Annotated in this window: 17 protein-coding genes; 11 read left to right on the top strand and 6 right to left on the bottom strand. The window is 64.0% G+C overall.

The genetic code is table 11. From position 1 onward, the window contains the following. The first annotated feature begins 26 nt into the window (after positions 1 to 26). The 3 genes from der (at position 27) to LH20_RS15705 (ending at position 2,118) form a co-directional block, all read left to right on the top strand. Positions 27 to 1,394: a ribosome biogenesis GTPase Der gene (der, locus tag LH20_RS15715; protein ID WP_053555038.1), complete on the top strand. Its 1,368-nt coding sequence runs from the start codon at positions 27 to 29 to the stop codon at positions 1,392 to 1,394. Beyond that, positions 1,387 to 1,599, top strand: coding sequence for a sulfurtransferase TusA family protein (locus LH20_RS15710; protein ID WP_053556318.1), 213 nt, complete (start codon positions 1,387 to 1,389; stop codon positions 1,597 to 1,599). Before der ends, LH20_RS15710 begins: the two co-directional genes overlap by 8 nt. A 114-nt stretch (positions 1,600 to 1,713) precedes the next feature. Next, complete coding sequence (locus LH20_RS15705) at positions 1,714 to 2,118, top strand: Hpt domain-containing protein (protein ID WP_053555037.1); 405 nt, start codon at positions 1,714 to 1,716, stop codon at positions 2,116 to 2,118. Here LH20_RS15705 and LH20_RS15700 read toward each other — a convergent pair. Next, positions 2,115 to 3,365, bottom strand: coding sequence for a DUF418 domain-containing protein (locus tag LH20_RS15700; protein ID WP_053555036.1), 1,251 nt, complete (start codon positions 3,363 to 3,365; stop codon positions 2,115 to 2,117). The two genes, LH20_RS15705 and LH20_RS15700, sit on opposite strands and share 4 nt — an antisense overlap. Before the next feature lie 172 nt (positions 3,366 to 3,537). Between LH20_RS15700 and LH20_RS15695 the strand changes: the two genes are divergently transcribed. After that, the gene (locus LH20_RS15695) at positions 3,538 to 4,356 is read left to right on the top strand and encodes a Coq4 family protein (protein ID WP_053555035.1); all 819 of its coding nucleotides are present in this window, start codon (positions 3,538 to 3,540) and stop codon (positions 4,354 to 4,356) included. A gap of 10 nt (positions 4,357 to 4,366) precedes the next feature. Here LH20_RS15695 and LH20_RS15690 read toward each other — a convergent pair whose 3' ends face one another. The 4 genes from LH20_RS15690 to LH20_RS15675 form a co-directional block, all read right to left on the bottom strand. Next, entirely contained in the window at positions 4,367 to 5,107 is a 741-nt protein-coding gene (locus LH20_RS15690) for a DUF72 domain-containing protein (RefSeq protein WP_053555034.1), read from the bottom strand. Positions 5,108 to 5,141: 34 nt separating this feature from the next. Beyond that, entirely contained in the window at positions 5,142 to 7,397 is a 2,256-nt protein-coding gene (purL, locus tag LH20_RS15685; RefSeq protein ID WP_053555033.1) for a phosphoribosylformylglycinamidine synthase subunit PurL, read from the bottom strand. An 83-nt stretch (positions 7,398 to 7,480) separates the two neighbouring features. Next, positions 7,481 to 7,777 (bottom strand): hypothetical protein, encoded by a 297-nt coding sequence (locus LH20_RS15680; protein ID WP_053555032.1) that lies wholly within the window; start codon positions 7,775 to 7,777, stop codon positions 7,481 to 7,483. Positions 7,778 to 7,899: 122 nt separating this feature from the next. Then, the gene (locus LH20_RS15675) at positions 7,900 to 8,553 is read right to left on the bottom strand and encodes a hypothetical protein (protein ID WP_053555031.1); all 654 of its coding nucleotides are present in this window, start codon (positions 8,551 to 8,553) and stop codon (positions 7,900 to 7,902) included. A gap of 73 nt (positions 8,554 to 8,626) precedes the next feature. Between LH20_RS15675 and LH20_RS15670 the strand changes: the two genes are divergently transcribed. From LH20_RS15670 to queA, 5 genes are all read left to right on the top strand, one after another. Then, positions 8,627 to 8,890, top strand: coding sequence for an exodeoxyribonuclease VII small subunit (locus LH20_RS15670; RefSeq protein ID WP_053555030.1), 264 nt, complete (start codon positions 8,627 to 8,629; stop codon positions 8,888 to 8,890). A gap of 4 nt (positions 8,891 to 8,894) precedes the next feature. Beyond that, entirely contained in the window at positions 8,895 to 9,818 is a 924-nt protein-coding gene (locus tag LH20_RS15665) for a polyprenyl synthetase family protein (protein ID WP_053555029.1), read from the top strand. After that, positions 9,818 to 10,324 carry a pantetheine-phosphate adenylyltransferase gene (coaD, locus tag LH20_RS15660; RefSeq protein ID WP_053555028.1) on the top strand — a complete coding sequence of 169 codons (507 nt, stop codon included), beginning with the start codon at positions 9,818 to 9,820 and terminating at the stop codon, positions 10,322 to 10,324. The genes LH20_RS15665 and coaD overlap by 1 nt, the downstream gene beginning before the upstream one ends. 87 nt (positions 10,325 to 10,411) lie before the next feature. After that, entirely contained in the window at positions 10,412 to 11,215 is an 804-nt protein-coding gene (locus LH20_RS15655; protein ID WP_053556317.1) for a peptidylprolyl isomerase, read from the top strand. Positions 11,216 to 11,239: 24 nt separating this feature from the next. Beyond that, positions 11,240 to 12,286 carry a tRNA preQ1(34) S-adenosylmethionine ribosyltransferase-isomerase QueA gene (gene queA, locus LH20_RS15650; RefSeq protein ID WP_053555027.1) on the top strand — a complete coding sequence of 349 codons (1,047 nt, stop codon included), beginning with the start codon at positions 11,240 to 11,242 and terminating at the stop codon, positions 12,284 to 12,286. Positions 12,287 to 12,366: 80 nt separating this feature from the next. Here queA and LH20_RS15645 read toward each other — a convergent pair whose 3' ends face one another. After that, positions 12,367 to 13,026 carry a helix-turn-helix domain-containing protein gene (locus LH20_RS15645; protein WP_158501155.1) on the bottom strand — a complete coding sequence of 220 codons (660 nt, stop codon included), beginning with the start codon at positions 13,024 to 13,026 and terminating at the stop codon, positions 12,367 to 12,369. Between the two features lie 570 nt (positions 13,027 to 13,596). Here LH20_RS15645 and LH20_RS15640 point away from each other — a divergent pair. Both LH20_RS15640 and LH20_RS15635 read left to right on the top strand, forming a co-directional pair. Next, entirely contained in the window at positions 13,597 to 14,142 is a 546-nt protein-coding gene (locus tag LH20_RS15640) for a hypothetical protein (RefSeq protein WP_158501154.1), read from the top strand. A 72-nt stretch (positions 14,143 to 14,214) separates the two neighbouring features. Beyond that, positions 14,215 to 14,868: a hypothetical protein gene (locus tag LH20_RS15635; protein WP_053555024.1), complete on the top strand. Its 654-nt coding sequence runs from the start codon at positions 14,215 to 14,217 to the stop codon at positions 14,866 to 14,868. Positions 14,869 to 14,904: the final 36 nt, after the last annotated feature.

Genomic DNA, 14,904 nt, shown 5'->3' with positions numbered 1-14,904 from the left:
GCCGAGCCGACGGATAGGAACGAAGCATGGCGCGATCCGCGACGATCGCCATAGTCGGCCGGCCCAATGTCGGCAAATCGACGCTGTTCAACCGGCTGGTTGGCAAGCGCCTCGCGCTCGTCGATGACCAGCCGGGGGTGACGCGCGACCGGCGCGAAGGCGATGGCAAGCTGCTGGGCCTCGCGTTCCGGATCGTCGACACGGCGGGGTTCGAGGACCATGACGCCGCCACGCTGCCCGGCCGGATGCGTGTGCAGACCGAAAAGGCGGTTCGTGAAGCCGATGCGGCCCTGTTCCTGATCGATGCGCGTGCGGGCGTCACCCCGCTCGACGAGGAAATCGCGCGCTGGCTGCGCAGCGAAGACACACCGATCATATTGTGCGCGAACAAGGCCGAAGGCAAGGCGGGCGAAGCCGGACTGATGGAGGCCTATTCGCTCGGCTTCGACACCGTGCTCGCATTGAGCGCCGAGCATGGCGAGGGCCAGGTCGAGCTCTTCGATGCGCTGCGCCCCATCGTTGAACCCTTCATGGACGCCGAGGCCGAAGAGGCTGATGCTGACGAGGATACGCTGGGTCCGATGAAGCTCGCGATCGTCGGCCGGCCCAATGCCGGCAAGTCGACGCTGATCAATCGCATGATCGGCGAGGACCGTCTGATCACCGGGCCCGAGGCAGGGATTACCCGCGACTCGATCCGCGTGGACTGGCAGTGGGAAAAGGACGGCGAAGTCCATGAAATCCAGCTGTTCGACACCGCAGGGATGCGCAAGCGCGCCAAGGTGCAGGACAAGCTTGAAAAGCTGTCGGTCGCCGACGCGCTCCATGCGGTCGATTTCGCCGAGGTGGTCGTGCTCTTGCTTGACGCGACCAAGGGGCTCGAGGCGCAGGATTTGCGCATTGCCGACAAGGTGCTGCAGGAAGGGCGCGCGCTGATCGTCGCGCTCAACAAATGGGACATCGCCGAAAACCCCTCGGCGCTTTTCAATGGCGTGCGCGGAGCGCTCGACGACGGGCTCGCGCAGGTGAAGGGGGTGCCTGTGCTCAGCATTTCGGGTGCGACCGGAAAGGGCATCGATACGCTGGTGCGCGTTGCCTTCGAGCAGCGTGCGATCTGGACCAATCGCGTTTCGACTGCAAAGCTCAACCGCTGGTTCGAGGCGGCGGTTGCCGCCAATCCGCCACCGGCACCGGGCGGTAAGCGTATCAAGCTGCGTTATATCACCCAGGCTCGCACCCGTCCGCCGACCTTCGTCGTCTTCGGCACCCGGACCGACGCGCTCCCGGGGAGCTATGAGCGCTATCTGGTCAATGGCATGCGCAAGGAACTGGGCTTCCAGGGCGTCCCGGTGCGCCTCAATTTCCGCAATTCGCGCAACCCTTATGATGAATGAGCCATCCGCCGAGGCGGTGGTCGATGCGCGCGGCATGCGCTGTCCCTGGCCGGCGCTGCGTCTTGCGCGCGCGATGCGGGCCGAACACATGGTCCTGCTGCTTGCCGACGATCCGCAGGCGGCGCGTGAGATTGCGGCGCTCGCGGCCCTGCAGGACTGGACGGTCGAGATCGAGAGTGAGGGGTGCTGGCGGGTCACTCGCTGACCCGTTCCGGGACATGGTGCCGGCAGGCATCGCTGCTGTAACGGCTTTTTTACCCAAGTCGGGCATGGAGGCAGCGGGGACCAAGGACCAAATCGAGCACCAAGGAACGGAACATTGGAAGATATCCTGGTCGATTGGGATGAATTCCGGGCGACGCGCGCTCAGCTCGGCGCCGCATTTATCCGGATTCTCGGCTATTTTCGCGAGGATGGCACCAAGTCGGTCGCCGTCATCGAGGAGGCGATGCGTGCGCGCGATGCGCGCGGTCTCGTCATGCCGGCGCACACGCTGAAGAGCGAGGCCCGGCAGTTTGGCGCCGAAAAGCTGGGGGAACTTGCCGAGGATATCGAGATGTTCGCGCGCCGCTGCGTCGAAAGCCAGGTCAGCCCCGAGGAATATCTGCCACGCGTCGTCGAACTGCGCCCGCTGTTCGAAAAGACGCTCGCTGCGCTTGAGCGCGAGGCCAATCCGCTCGTTCAGCGTCGTCCGGCGAGCTTCGGAAACGCCGTCGGCTACTAAGCGTGCGCGCGCCGCAACATTGGCTGCAGCGATGCGCGCGACAGGCTGCGCCAAAGCCACTCGAGCGGGCCATAGTGAAACCGGTCGAGCCACGGTTTTGACCAGAGCAGCATCGCTGCCCACATGCCGAAGCAGAAGAGATAGAGCGGCGCCCGGCCGACGCTGCCGAACAGCCCGAGGCCATAGCCATAGAAGATCGTCGTCATCACGATCGACGTCGTGAGATAATTGGTGAAGGCCATGCGTCCCGCCGCTGCAAGCCGGGCGCGAACGGCATCGCTCGCCGCGACGCCGATCAGCCACAGAATGAGCGCGGCCCAGCCAAAGGTCATCATGATATCGAACGGCATCGAAAGCGCCGCCGCGGAGCCGAAGACCGCAACGCCGCTGAAGCCCGCCTTTGCCTGATAGACGGCAAGGCCGGCAAGCGGCGGTGCCGCGAGGAGAAATCCTGTGATGGCCCATTTCCGATAGCGCGCCGCGGGCCATTCCCCGGTCAGCATGCGGGATTTGAGCAGCGCCATCCCGGCGAGCATCAGTCCCATGGTCTCCCAGAGCATGATGATCAGGCCCTGGAACGGCTCGCCCGCTGTCTCGGTGGTACGGTGCGCGACGATCGCGCCATAGCTTCCAAGATAGAGCGCAAGGTCCTTCGCATAATCGGGCGAATTTGCGCCCATTGCCGCCTCGATCTGACGAAGCGCGGTGCTAGCGCCTGCGCCGGCATCGGCCGGCAGCGCGCCCGCTTGCGCCGCGAGGAGCGAGCCCCAGAGCGCGAGGAAAAGCGCTGCGCCGATCAGGAAAAAGCCCGCCGCCCACCAGCTCAGGGCCTTTGCAGAGAGGCGCCGAAACGGAAAGAGAAGCAGGCCGCAGGCGGCATAGAGGAAAAGAATGTCGCCGAACCAGATGAAATAATAGTGGGCAAGGCCGAAGAGCGCGAGCCAGAACATCCGGGCATAATGGGCGCGAAGCGGGCTGCGCCCCGCGGCTTCGGCGCGTTCAACGACGAGCAAGGTGCTTGCGCCGAAAAGCATCGAGAAGAGCCCGCGCATCTTGGAGTCGACGAAGAGGAAATTGAAGAACCAGGCGGCAAGGTCTGCCCCGCCGGGCGGCCCGCCCGCGGCCGGGTTCGAATAGGCCGAGAAGGGCATGGCAAAGGCGACGATGTTCATCGCCAATATGCCCATCACCGCGACCCCCCGGATTGCATCGAGGCTTTCGAAGCGTTGGTTCGTTGCCGCGTCCATGGGCTGCCCCTGCTGTCTTAAGGGGGTGATACAGTTGAGAGCGCGCGGCGTCCAGCGCCATGATCGGGTCGTCGATCCCCCAGCTTCATTTCTCCATCCGGTGAGGCTATATTGACATTTGTGTCAGTAGTGCTACATGGTAAGGCGACATCGATTCTCAGCGAGACTGAAGATGACGAGCCTTCCGCTTTCCCACCCCGACCGCACCGACGGCGGCTTTCGTCCGTTCAAGGCGCTGCATCATTTCCGCAGACTGATCGCTGACAAGGAAGACACCGAGCAGGTGTTTCACATCATCGACGCCTTGCGCGACAAGCGTTTCGGCCGCTCGGTGGAGCGTTTCTTCGAGACCGCGGAAGGCCAGCGCGTGCTTGCCGAACGGCCCTACTTGCCCGCGCTGCTCGACGACCATGATGCGCTTCGCCGCCTGCCCGAGGGGAGCGTCGGACGCGTCTATGTCGATTTCATGGAGCGCGAGGGTCTGACGGCACAGGGACTGGTCGACGAGTCGCTCAAATTCCGCCGCGGCAAGCCGAGCTATGATGACATGCTCGAAATCTACGGCGACCGGCTTCGCGACACGCACGACCTGTTCCACATCCTGACCGGCTACGGCCGCGACGCACTCGGTGAGCAATGCGTGCTCGCCTTTTCCTACAGCCAGACACCGAGCTGGGGGACATTGTTCATCGCGTGGGCAGGGGCGCGCGAAATTCGCAAGGGTCTTGGCCGGCGTTACCCCATCTATGCCGCAGTCCGCGAGGGGCAGCGGATTGGCCGCGTTGCCGAGCAGATTGCGCACCAGAATATCGAGACTCTGCTTGCCGAACCGCTGGCCGCGGCGCGGAAGCGCCTGGGGATTCCCGAACCCGTGGTCTACAAACAGGTTCACGCAATGATGCGCGCCGACGGGATCGATCCTTATGATCTGCTGGGGACAAAGCCCGCCGAGGCGGGCGCCGCGAAGCCCGAATTCGCGCAGGCGGCGTGACGGCGCGCCTTCATGAGCCCAATTTTGCGATCAGTGCCTGCGCGGCCGCAGGGTTTCGCACCTTCGCGCCCGCGATGAAGAAAAGATAGACATCGCGGCCGCCCTTTGCCCAGTCGCGGGCGCGCTTAGCCCAACGGTCGAGCGCCTTGTCGTCATAGCCGGTTTCGACATCCTCTTCGCTACGCTGCAACCGCGCGTAGCTGAAATCCGCTGTCGCCTCGTCGATCCGCGGAAATTCATCGCTGTCGGCGAAGACGATCGCCATGTTCCGCTCGCGCGCGAGATCGACGAAATCAGGATCGCAAAAACTCTCGTGACGCACTTCGAGAGCGTGGCGAAGCGGCAGGCCGTCCTGCGTTTCGGGAAGCAGGTCGAGGAAGCCCGCGAAGTCGTCGCGTTCGAACCTCTTCGTTGCCATGAACTGCCACAGGATCGGTCCGAGCCGGTCGCCGAGCCGCGTCACACCCTGTGTCAGGAATTTTTCGACCGATGCTGCACCCTCAGCCAGCCGCTTGCGATTGGTCGCAAAACGCGATGCCTTGACGCTGAAGCGGAAGCCATCGGGCACGGCCTCCGCCCAGCTCGCAAAGGTTTCCGGCTTCTGACTGCCATAATAGGTGCCGTTGATCTCGATTCCGGTCAGATGCTGCCCGGCAAATTCAAGCTCGCGCTTCTGTGGATGCCCGGGCGGATAGAAGGGCCCGCGCCATGGCTCATAGGTCCAGCCCCCGATTCCGACATGGATGCTCATGAGCCCAATCTCCCGGCCGCGCGAAGCGGGCGCATCACGCCAAAGCGGCGTCGGCCCCCATCAAGTCTGGAAAGAAGCCTTCGTGCGCCTCGCGCAATTCGGCCAGCGTTACCTGATGGTCGCTTTCGGGCAGTTCGAAGACGATGCGATCCTTGATCGTGCGGCCAAGCGGGTCGACCGGCACATCGGCGCGGTTCGCCGCGTCGAGGAAATCGGCAAGGCAGGTGTCGCAGACCGTGACCAGGTACAGACCCTGATCTTCTCCGAAGAAACTTTCAGCAATGCCAAAAGGCTGTTCCTCACTGACGAGGACGCCGATGTTCGACTTCAAGGCCATTTCGGCGAGCGCGACCGCGATACCGCCGTCGGAGACGTCGTGGCAGGCGGTGATCCAGCCTGCATTGATGCTCGCGCGGATGAAATCGCCCGTGCGCTTCTCGGCCCTGAGGTCAACGGGGGGCGGCGGACCTTCCTCGCGGCCGTGGATCTCGCGCAGCCAGATCGACTGACCCAGATGCCCCATGCGCTCGCCGACTGCGAGCACGATGTCGCCGGTGCGCTTGAAGCCGATACCGACCGCCTTTGTGAGGTCGTCGATGACGCCGACGCCCCCGATCGCGGGGGTGGGCAGGATGGCGCTGCCGCCGCCCGTCGCCTTCGATTCATTGTAAAGACTGACGTTGCCCGACACGATCGGATAGTCGAGCGCCCGGCACGCCTGGCCCATGCCCTCCAGGCAGCCCGTGATCTGGCCCATGATTTCCGGGCGCTGCGGATTGGCGAAGTTGAGGCAGTTGGTGATTGCGAGGGGCGTTGCGCCGACCGCCGTGATGTTGCGCCACGTCTCCGCGACGGCCTGTTTTCCGCCCTCGACGGGGTCGGCATAGCAATAGCGCGGGGTGCAGTCGGTCGACATGGCGAGCGCGCGGCCCGTGCCGTGGATGCGGACAAGCGCAGCGTCGCCGCCGGTCTGCACCGTGTCGGCGCCAACCTGGCTGTCATATTGCTCCCAGATCCAGCGGCGGCTGGCGAGGTCGGGGGTGCCCATGAGCAACTTGAGGTCGGCCGCGACGTCCTTCGTCTCGGGCACGTCGACAAGCTCGGCCTGCTTGGGGGTCGCCACGTGCGGACGATCGTAGAGCGGTGCATCGTCGGCGAGCGGGGCAAGCGGAATGTCGCAAACGATCTCGCCCTTATGCTCAAGCACCATGCGGCCGGTATCGGTGACGGTGCCGATGACCGCGAAGTCGAGTTCCCATTTCTCGAAGATCGCCTTGGCGAAATCTTCCTTGCCCGGCTTGAGGACCATCAGCATGCGTTCCTGGCTTTCGGACAGCATCATTTCATAGGCTGTCATCCCGGTTTCGCGCTGCGGCACATCGTCCATATTGAGGTGGATGCCGACGCCGCCCTTCGAGGCCATCTCGACCGACGAGCTGGTGAGCCCGGCGGCGCCCATGTCCTGGATTGCGACGATCGCATCCGATGCCATCAGCTCAAGGCACGCCTCGATCAGCAGCTTTTCGGTGAAGGGGTCGCCGACCTGCACGGTCGGGCGCTTTTCCTCGGCATCTTCGCCAAAGTCCGCGCTCGCCATCGTCGCGCCATGAATGCCGTCGCGGCCGGTCTTCGATCCGACATAGACGATCGGATTGCCGACGCCGCTCGCGGCAGAATAGAAGATCTTGTCCTGTTCGGCGACGCCGACCGTCATCGCGTTGACGAGGATATTGCCGTCATAAGCCTTGTGAAAATTGACCTCGCCGCCAACCGTGGGCACGCCCACGCAGTTGCCATAACCGCCGATGCCATGGACGACCCCTGAAATCAGATGCTTCATCTTGGGATGGTCGGGACGCCCGAAGCGAAGCGCGTTGAGGTTCGCGACCGGGCGGGCTCCCATGGTGAAGACGTCACGCAGGATGCCGCCGACGCCGGTCGCGGCACCTTGATAGGGTTCGATGTAGGAGGGGTGGTTGTGGCTCTCCATCTTGAAGATCGCGGCGAGCTTCTTGCCGTCCGGTCCCTCGCCAATATCGATGACGCCGGCATTTTCGCCGGGGCCGCAAATCACCCATGGCGCTTCGGTCGGGAGTTTTTTCAGGTGGATGCGCGAGCTTTTGTAGCTGCAGTGCTCCGACCACATTACCGAGAAAATGCCGAGTTCGACAAGGTTCGGCTCGCGCCCCAGCGCGTGGAGGACACGATCATATTCTTCCGCCGAGAGGCCGTGGTCGGCCACAATCTCATGGGTGATGACAAAGGCGGGCGCAGCTGCTGTCTGGGTCATGGCGCGCCTTTAGCCGCGCGCGCGCGATAGGAACAGACCCCATGCGCCTTTTTGAGCGCGCTGGGGTCCGTTCCGGCAAGAAATCACCGCGCCGCAAGCGTGGTGGGGGCCGTGTCGAGCGGCTGTACGTCGCGCAGCGGAAAGTTCACCTGCTGCGACCCGACGGTGCCGCGGACCCGGCGTTCGCCAACGCGCAGCCGGAAGGGCTTGCCGCTGCGTTCCTCGACGCCGGTGATGAGGCGCATGTCGCCCTTGCGGGTGATGCTGTAGCTGTAGATATGTCCCTCATGCTCGAACCGCTGCTTGGCATTGTCCTCGGCCTGAGCGGCGGGGGTGAGCAGGGAAAGTCCGAGGGCGGCGGAAAAGATGGTCGTCTTCATGGCGCAAGTCCTTGTCTATAAACAAAACTTGCCTTTCAGCCTCTCCTTATTGTGCGGTGCAGCATGGCGTATCGGCGGGCCAGCGACAATTGCAAAGAATCAAAATGCAATTGCGCCCTCTGTCAGGTTCCGGGCACGCGGCGCTCGCGCGTCGTCCACCAGGCCGCCCATGCAAGTAGCCCATAGGCGCCCAACATTGTCGCAGGGATCGCGAGCGAATAGGCCTCTTCCTTGGGACCGAACCAGTCAACCGCCTGGACCAGGGCAAGCAGAGCTGCAAGCAGCCAGAGACGCTGATCGCCCCCTGGCGCCCGCGTCCGCGCCGCATAATAGAAAAGCGCGCCGCCCGTCAGCAGGATCTCAAGGGGCATCTCGATCAGCGGATGATTCCAGAGACCAAGGCCGAGCTTGGGCGGCGCACCGAACAGGGTGAGGTCCGGGATATGGACGACAAGGTCGAGCCACCAGTGGGAGAAAACGACGATCGCGGCACCGAGCGCCGCAGCGCGCCGCCTGCTGGCAAGGCCGACGGCTGCGCCGAATATCAGGCTCCAGACCAGCGCGCCGAGCAGGCTGTGCGTATAGGGCATGTCATAAAGGTCCATCGGGTTCATGGCGGTCATGCCTGGGACGATTCGCATGGCTTCCACGCCCGGGATCAAGAGCGCTGCAAAACCGATGTCGACGATCTGCGCCGCGATGAACAACGTGCCGAGCCCGGCAGCGCGGGGCTGCGCAGCGGCGACGAGCGCCGGGGCGAAGTGGCCGACGAACATGGCGCGATGCTAGAGAGGCGGGGGGTGACGTCAAGCTTGACCGCAAGGGGGCGAAGAGGCCAAAGCAGGCGCCATGACGGACACGCCCGCACCCGCTGCTGCCCCCGAAATCGCCTCCTTGTCGTTCGAGGCGGCGATGGGCGAGCTTGAAACCATCGTGCGGCGGCTCGAAAGCGGCGATGTCAGTCTCGAAGAATCGGTGGCGCTTTACGAACGCGGTCATGCGCTTCGCGCACATTGCGAAGCGCGGCTCGCAGCGGCGCAGGCCCGTATCGAACAGGTCAGTCTCGGGGCGGATGGCCAGCCCGCGGGAACCTCGCCCTTCGGCGAAGCCTGAGGCCGTGACGGCACGCGTCGAAGGCGGGTCGCGGACGGACGCATCGCTCGTTCACGCAGCGCAGGCGGAAGTCACCGCCGGCATCGACCGGCTTTTCGACCGGCTCCTCGCCGTACCGTCCGATCCCAGGGGCCCGCTTTACGAGGCGATGCGCCACGCCGCGATCGGCGGCGGCAAGCGCCTGCGCCCGCTGCTCGTGCGCGCGGCAGGCGACCTCTACCATGTCGACCATGCCCCGGCGCTGCGCGTCGGGGCGGCGGTCGAGGCGATGCACGTCTATTCGCTGATTCACGACGATCTGCCGTGCATGGACGATGATGACATGCGCCGCGGCAAGCCGACGGTGCACAAGGCCTATGGCGAGGCGACCGCAATCCTTGCGGGCGATTCGCTCCATGCCCTCGCCTTTGAATGGCTCGTCGACCCCGCAACCCATCCCGACCCCTTTGTGCGCGGCGAACTGGTGCGCGAACTCGCGCGCGCAGCCGGGCCGGCGGGCATGGCGGGTGGGCAGATGATGGATCTCGCTGCCGAAACCGCCGATTTCGACCTGTCGACGGTCACGCGGCTGCAGCAGCTCAAGACCGGCGCGCTGATCGCCTTTTCGGTCGAAGCAGGGGCAGTCCTGGCGCGCATCCCCGCCGAGGGGCGCACGCCGCTGCGTGGATATGCCCGTGATATCGGGCTCGCCTTCCAGATCGCCGACGACATCATGGATGTCGAAGGCGACGAGGCGCTCGCCGGCAAGGCGCTGCACAAGGACGATGCGGCAGGCAAAGCAACTTTTGTCACGCTGATGGGGCTTGAACGCGCACGCGAACAGGCGGCGCTGCTTGTCGACCAGGCGATCGCCCATCTGTCGGGTTTCGGCGAAGAGGCCGCGCTGCTGCGGGCCATCGCGCGCTATGTGGTGGAAAGGGACCGTTGATGCGCATTGGAGTTTATCCCGGAACGTTCGATCCGATCACCCTCGGGCACATGGACATCATCCGCCGCGGCGCGAAACTGGTCGACCGGCTTGTGATTGGGGTGACGACAAATATTACCAAGTCGCCGCTGTTCGACGATGAGGAACGCATCGCGATGGTGCGCCATGAGGTCGCCGCGATCGAAGGCGATGTCCGCGTCGTCGGCTTCAACTCGCTGCTCATGGATTTTGCCGAGCGCGAGGGCGCGAGCGTCATCGTCCGGGGTCTGCGCGCGGTCGCGGATTTTGAATATGAATATCAGATGGCGGGAATGAACCAGCAATTGAACGACCGGGTCGAGACGGTTTTTCTCATGGCCGATGTCGGATTGCAGCCGATCGCGTCGCGCCTGGTCAAGGAAATCGCGATCTTTGGCGGCGAGATCCACAAATTCGTCACCCCCGCGGTGCGCGAGGCGGTCGAGCGGCGAATCGCCGAAAGGGGCTTGCGGCAGGGCGAGCCTTGACCGCAATCATTGAGCGTTCAGCTTTTTCCCGCTAGGGCGCGCAAAAACGGGGCGCAAACCGGATTCAACGACAAAGGCCGATATAGCATGATATTCCCACTCCGCCCCCTGGCATTGACGGTGATGGCGCTCGGCCTTGCGGCTTCGGCCGTAGCGCAGGAAGCGCCGCCGCCGCCGGGACCCACGCCGGAAGAAAGCCCGGTACCCAGTGATATTCCCGAGCCGGCCCTGCCGGCCGAAACACCCCCGGCTCCGCCTGCGGAAGCGCCGGCAGAATCCGACACGACACCGGCCGAGGAGACGTCGGCAGCGGCGGCGATGGCGCCCGAGCAATATCTCAACAATCCCGAATATATGCTCAACCTCGACCTTTCGACCGGGGGTCGGGTGGTCATCCAGCTTTTCCCGAACGTCGCGCCGGGTCATGTTGCGCGAGTCAAGGAACTCGCGCGCGCGGGCTTTTATGACGGGGTGAAGTTCCACCGCGTGATCGACGGCTTCATGGCGCAGACGGGCGATCCGACCGCCACCGGTCAGGGCGGCTCGCGGCTTCCCGACCTCAAGGCCGAGTTCAACGACATGCCGCACCTGCGCGGTACGGTATCGATGGCGCGCGCCGAAAGTCCGGACAGCGCGAACAGCCAGTTCTTCATCATGTTCCAGCCGCGCTTTGCGCTCGACCACCGCTATACCGTATTCGGCCGGGTGGTCTCGGGCATGCAATATGTCGACGCGATCCAGCGGGGAGAGCCGCCCGCGGTGATGTCGCGCATGGTGCAGGTGTCGGTCGCCGCCGACAACAAGCCCGTGCCTCCGGCGCCGATGCTGACCGAAGCGCAGGCACCCGCGGCAGAGATCACGGCCGACCAGCTCAACGCGCCGATCCAGTAAGCGGTCGAGGGCGCGCGATACTCCATGCGCGTCGACGCCTTCGATTTCGAGCTCCCGCCCGAGCGCATCGCTCTTCGCCCCGCGCGCCCGCGCGATGCGGCGCGGATGCTCGTGGTCGAGGGCCGCGTGATACGCGACGCAACGGTGCGCGGCCTTCCCCAGGAGCTGCGCGCTGGCGACTGCCTTGTCTTCAACGACACCCGCGTCATCCCCGCGCAGCTCGAGGGGCGGCGCGGCGATGCAAAAATCGGGGCGACGCTCCACAAGCGGATCGACCTGCGCCGCTGGCAAGCGTTCGTGCGCAACGCGAAGCGGCTGCGCACCGGTGAGAGCGTTGATTTTGGTGCGGGGGTGACGGCCCTGGCCGAAGAGCGTCTGCCCGACGGCAGCTTCATCCTCGCCTTTGCTGGCGACGAGCCCGTTGAGCTGCTGCTCGAAAGGGCCGGCACGATGCCGCTGCCACCTTATATTGCCGGCAAGCGCGCGACCGACGAGGCGGACCGCAGCGACTATCAGACGATGTTCGCGTGCAAGGATGGGGCGGTTGCCGCACCCACCGCGGCGCTCCACTTTACGCCCGCGCTGCTCGATGCGCTTGCCAGTGCAGGCATCACCAGCGAAACGCTGACGCTCCACGTCGGGGCGGGCACCTTCCTGCCGGTGAAGGCCGACGACACCGAAGACCATGTCATGCACGCTGAATGGGGCCGCATCGATGCTGCGACGGCCGACCGTCTCAACGCCGTGCGCGCCGCGGGGGGGCGCATCATCGCGGTGGGGACAACAAGTCTTCGCCTGCTCGAAAGCGCGGCGCGCGAGCCCGGTCTCATCGCGCCTTTCGAGGGCGATACCGCGATTTTCATCACCCCCGGCTATCGTTTCAAGGCGATCGACGGGCTGATGACCAATTTCCATCTTCCGCGCTCGACGCTGTTCATGCTGGTCAGTGCCCTGATGGGGCTCGAGACGATGCAGGCGGCCTATGCCCACGCGATCGCAAATGGTTACCGCTTCTACAGCTATGGCGATGCGAGTCTGCTGCTTCCGCAGCCACCGGACCGGTCGGCGTGAAAGACGCGTGCAGACGCCGTGAATCGGGGCTCACCGGCTAAGGCGACAATAGAACAGCTTCGCCCTGCGCGGGCGGAGGGTCACACTTCGATGACGACCTTGATGTTTTCAGGGCGGAGCTTGGCCGCCCGGGCGATATCATTCTTGGCACGCGCGATGACATCCCCCAGGCATTCGCCCTCCTCGAGGCCGAGCAGTTCCGAAACGTCGGTACCAAGCAGCGCCGCGAGCGCCTCCATCCGCCCGGGCTTCGGGCGCGCTTTGCCTTGCTCCCAAGCCGAAATCGACGGCTCGCTCACCGAAAGGTGTTTCGCGACCTGCGACTGGGTCAGTCCCTTAGCCATACGCAATCGTTGCAGACGGGTCCCGAGACTTTCTGTCGCCCTGGGGGCCGGGGCGATCCGGCCCTCCGGCCCGACAACGCTGCGAAGCTGCGCGGCGCTCAGCGTCGCGGAGCTTATCAATGTGTCGAACTGACACCCGTAGATCTGAGCGCTGTTCCAGATGATCCTGGCTCCGGTTGGACCGGCGTGGGGCAGGTCGATCTCGATACGCTCGCCAATATCGAGCGCGACCTCGCTTTCGATCAGGAGGCCGCTTGCAGAAATATTGTGGACCTGCACCATGAGGTCGCCGCCCGTCGCTTTTGCGCCGGCCAATTGAAGCCGAAGCGTGCGGCGCGGGCTTCGCGATTTGCCGCCGCGAAGCTCGCCGGTCTCGATATATGCGGGAATTGCCATCGTCATGCCTATTCGGGCAGACCGCGTTAAGAGAAGGTTACCGGCGCCACAAATGCTGTGCGGCCATATGTGCGCTTCTGGCGACCGCTGCCGCAGCGATGCACGGCAGCGGGGCCGGGCAAGCGGCGGAATAAACGACTCACCTCGTCGTTCGCGATCTTTCCGGGGATGTGCTGGCGACCCCAGGGGTTTAACGCACCAAATTAAGTTTTGGCTAAGCTTTGTCCTTGACGCCCTTACCGCTTGCTCGCGATACGCCCGGCAATATGGCCGTGACCTGTAAGGCCAACAAATAGTTGATATCCATATATAAAATATGGGATTCGCTGCTTTAACCTTTCCGCCGCCCCTGTCTCAAAGGGGAACAGAGTGGCTCATCGGGCGATCAGGGTGCGAATCCGGCCCCGCTGAGGATTGCGTAACTTAATAAAATGTTTATTTTCCCCTTCAGATTTTAACGATTCTTAAGTCGCCTTGAGGCGCGCAGGAATTGGCTCGCTACGTGCCTGGACCGCTAAGGGGCATCGTGGTGGGACTGGGGGTTTTTTGACGCATAATTTTTGTCAGGTCGTGGCGCGATTCGGCGCCGCTGCAGCTCTTTTGCTGTTGGCAGGTGCGGCCGTCGCCGCAGACGCCAAGGAGCGCGCGAGCGGCCCTGCCTTTGATGGCGCGTCGCTCAATGTCGTCTTGGCAGGCCATATCACGGCCAAATGCTCGGTCGGCGGGGGCGGGACTATCAATCTTGGCGAACTGGCGCACGATAAGCAGGCCACGGCGCGGTTCGACGTTGGGTGCAACGTGCCCTTCGAGATGATTTTCCGTTCGGCGTCGGGGGGGATTGCTCATGCGACGCGGCCGGAGGGCGAGGGGCCTTATGTCGGTGTCGTACCCTACCGATTGGACGTGACGGTTCCGGCACTGTCGCCGCTACCAACGCAGCTTCACGCCGATTTCACAAGCAATCAGATGGTGGCGGGCGCCTCGCTCCATAGCGGCGATGCCATTGCCGCCGGCGGCGGCGAGCTCCGCCTCCAGACAGAAATGACGCAGGGCCGCGATCTGCTCGCGGGCCAATATGGGGATTCGATCACGATCGTCATCAATCCGCGCGTCTGAGGGAATGCTGGCTCATGAAGCCAGTAGGGTCGTTAGTAAGTGCATGTAAGTAAATGTGAAGGGAGTAGTAAAATGAAGTTTTCCTATCTGTTTATCGCCGCATCGGTGGCCGCTCTGAGCAGCACTGCCGCATCGGCGCAGACCACCGTTTCCAACGCCACCTACGTGAACCCCGCCAATCCGGGCAACGTCGGCACGGCGAGCCCGACGGAAACCGCCGACTTTACGATCCAGGGCACGGTCAGCCAGGCTTGCGTCCTGGGCGCCGGCGGCGATCTGAACGACGTCAATTTCGGCACGATCGGCATCTATGCCGACGCGACGAGCACCGTCGAGAACGTCTTTACCTCGGTCGGCCCGGCGAACGGTCACACCCGCACCAACCTCGCGGGCTGCAATACCGCGAACCGCATGACTGTCCGCAAGGGCAACGGCGTCGACGGTCTGGTGAACACCACCAACACTGGCGGCTATGATAGCAACGTGTTCCAGGCGAATATTCCTTACGCGATCGCGGTTCAGTATACGGCTGGTGCGGTCGGCACGCTCGTGCCGCAGGCCTCGATCAGCCAGTTCCAGGTCAGCACGAACGAAGACCAGGACTTCAAGGAAAACGCTGCCTGGAAGTCGGGTGCGGCGTTCCGCATCGACATCTCGGATCCGACGAAGGCGCTGGTTGCCGGCACCTATTCGGACACGGTGACGGTCGAACTGGCTGCCATCTAAGGCACCGGTATCGGATGTCAGGGGGGACGCGAATGT

The organism is Sphingopyxis sp. 113P3 (genome assembly GCF_001278035.1).
GTDB lineage: Bacteria > Pseudomonadota > Alphaproteobacteria > Sphingomonadales > Sphingomonadaceae > Sphingopyxis.
Note: the sequence above shows the minus strand (reverse complement) of the source record. Positions and strands in the feature narration are given on the sequence as shown.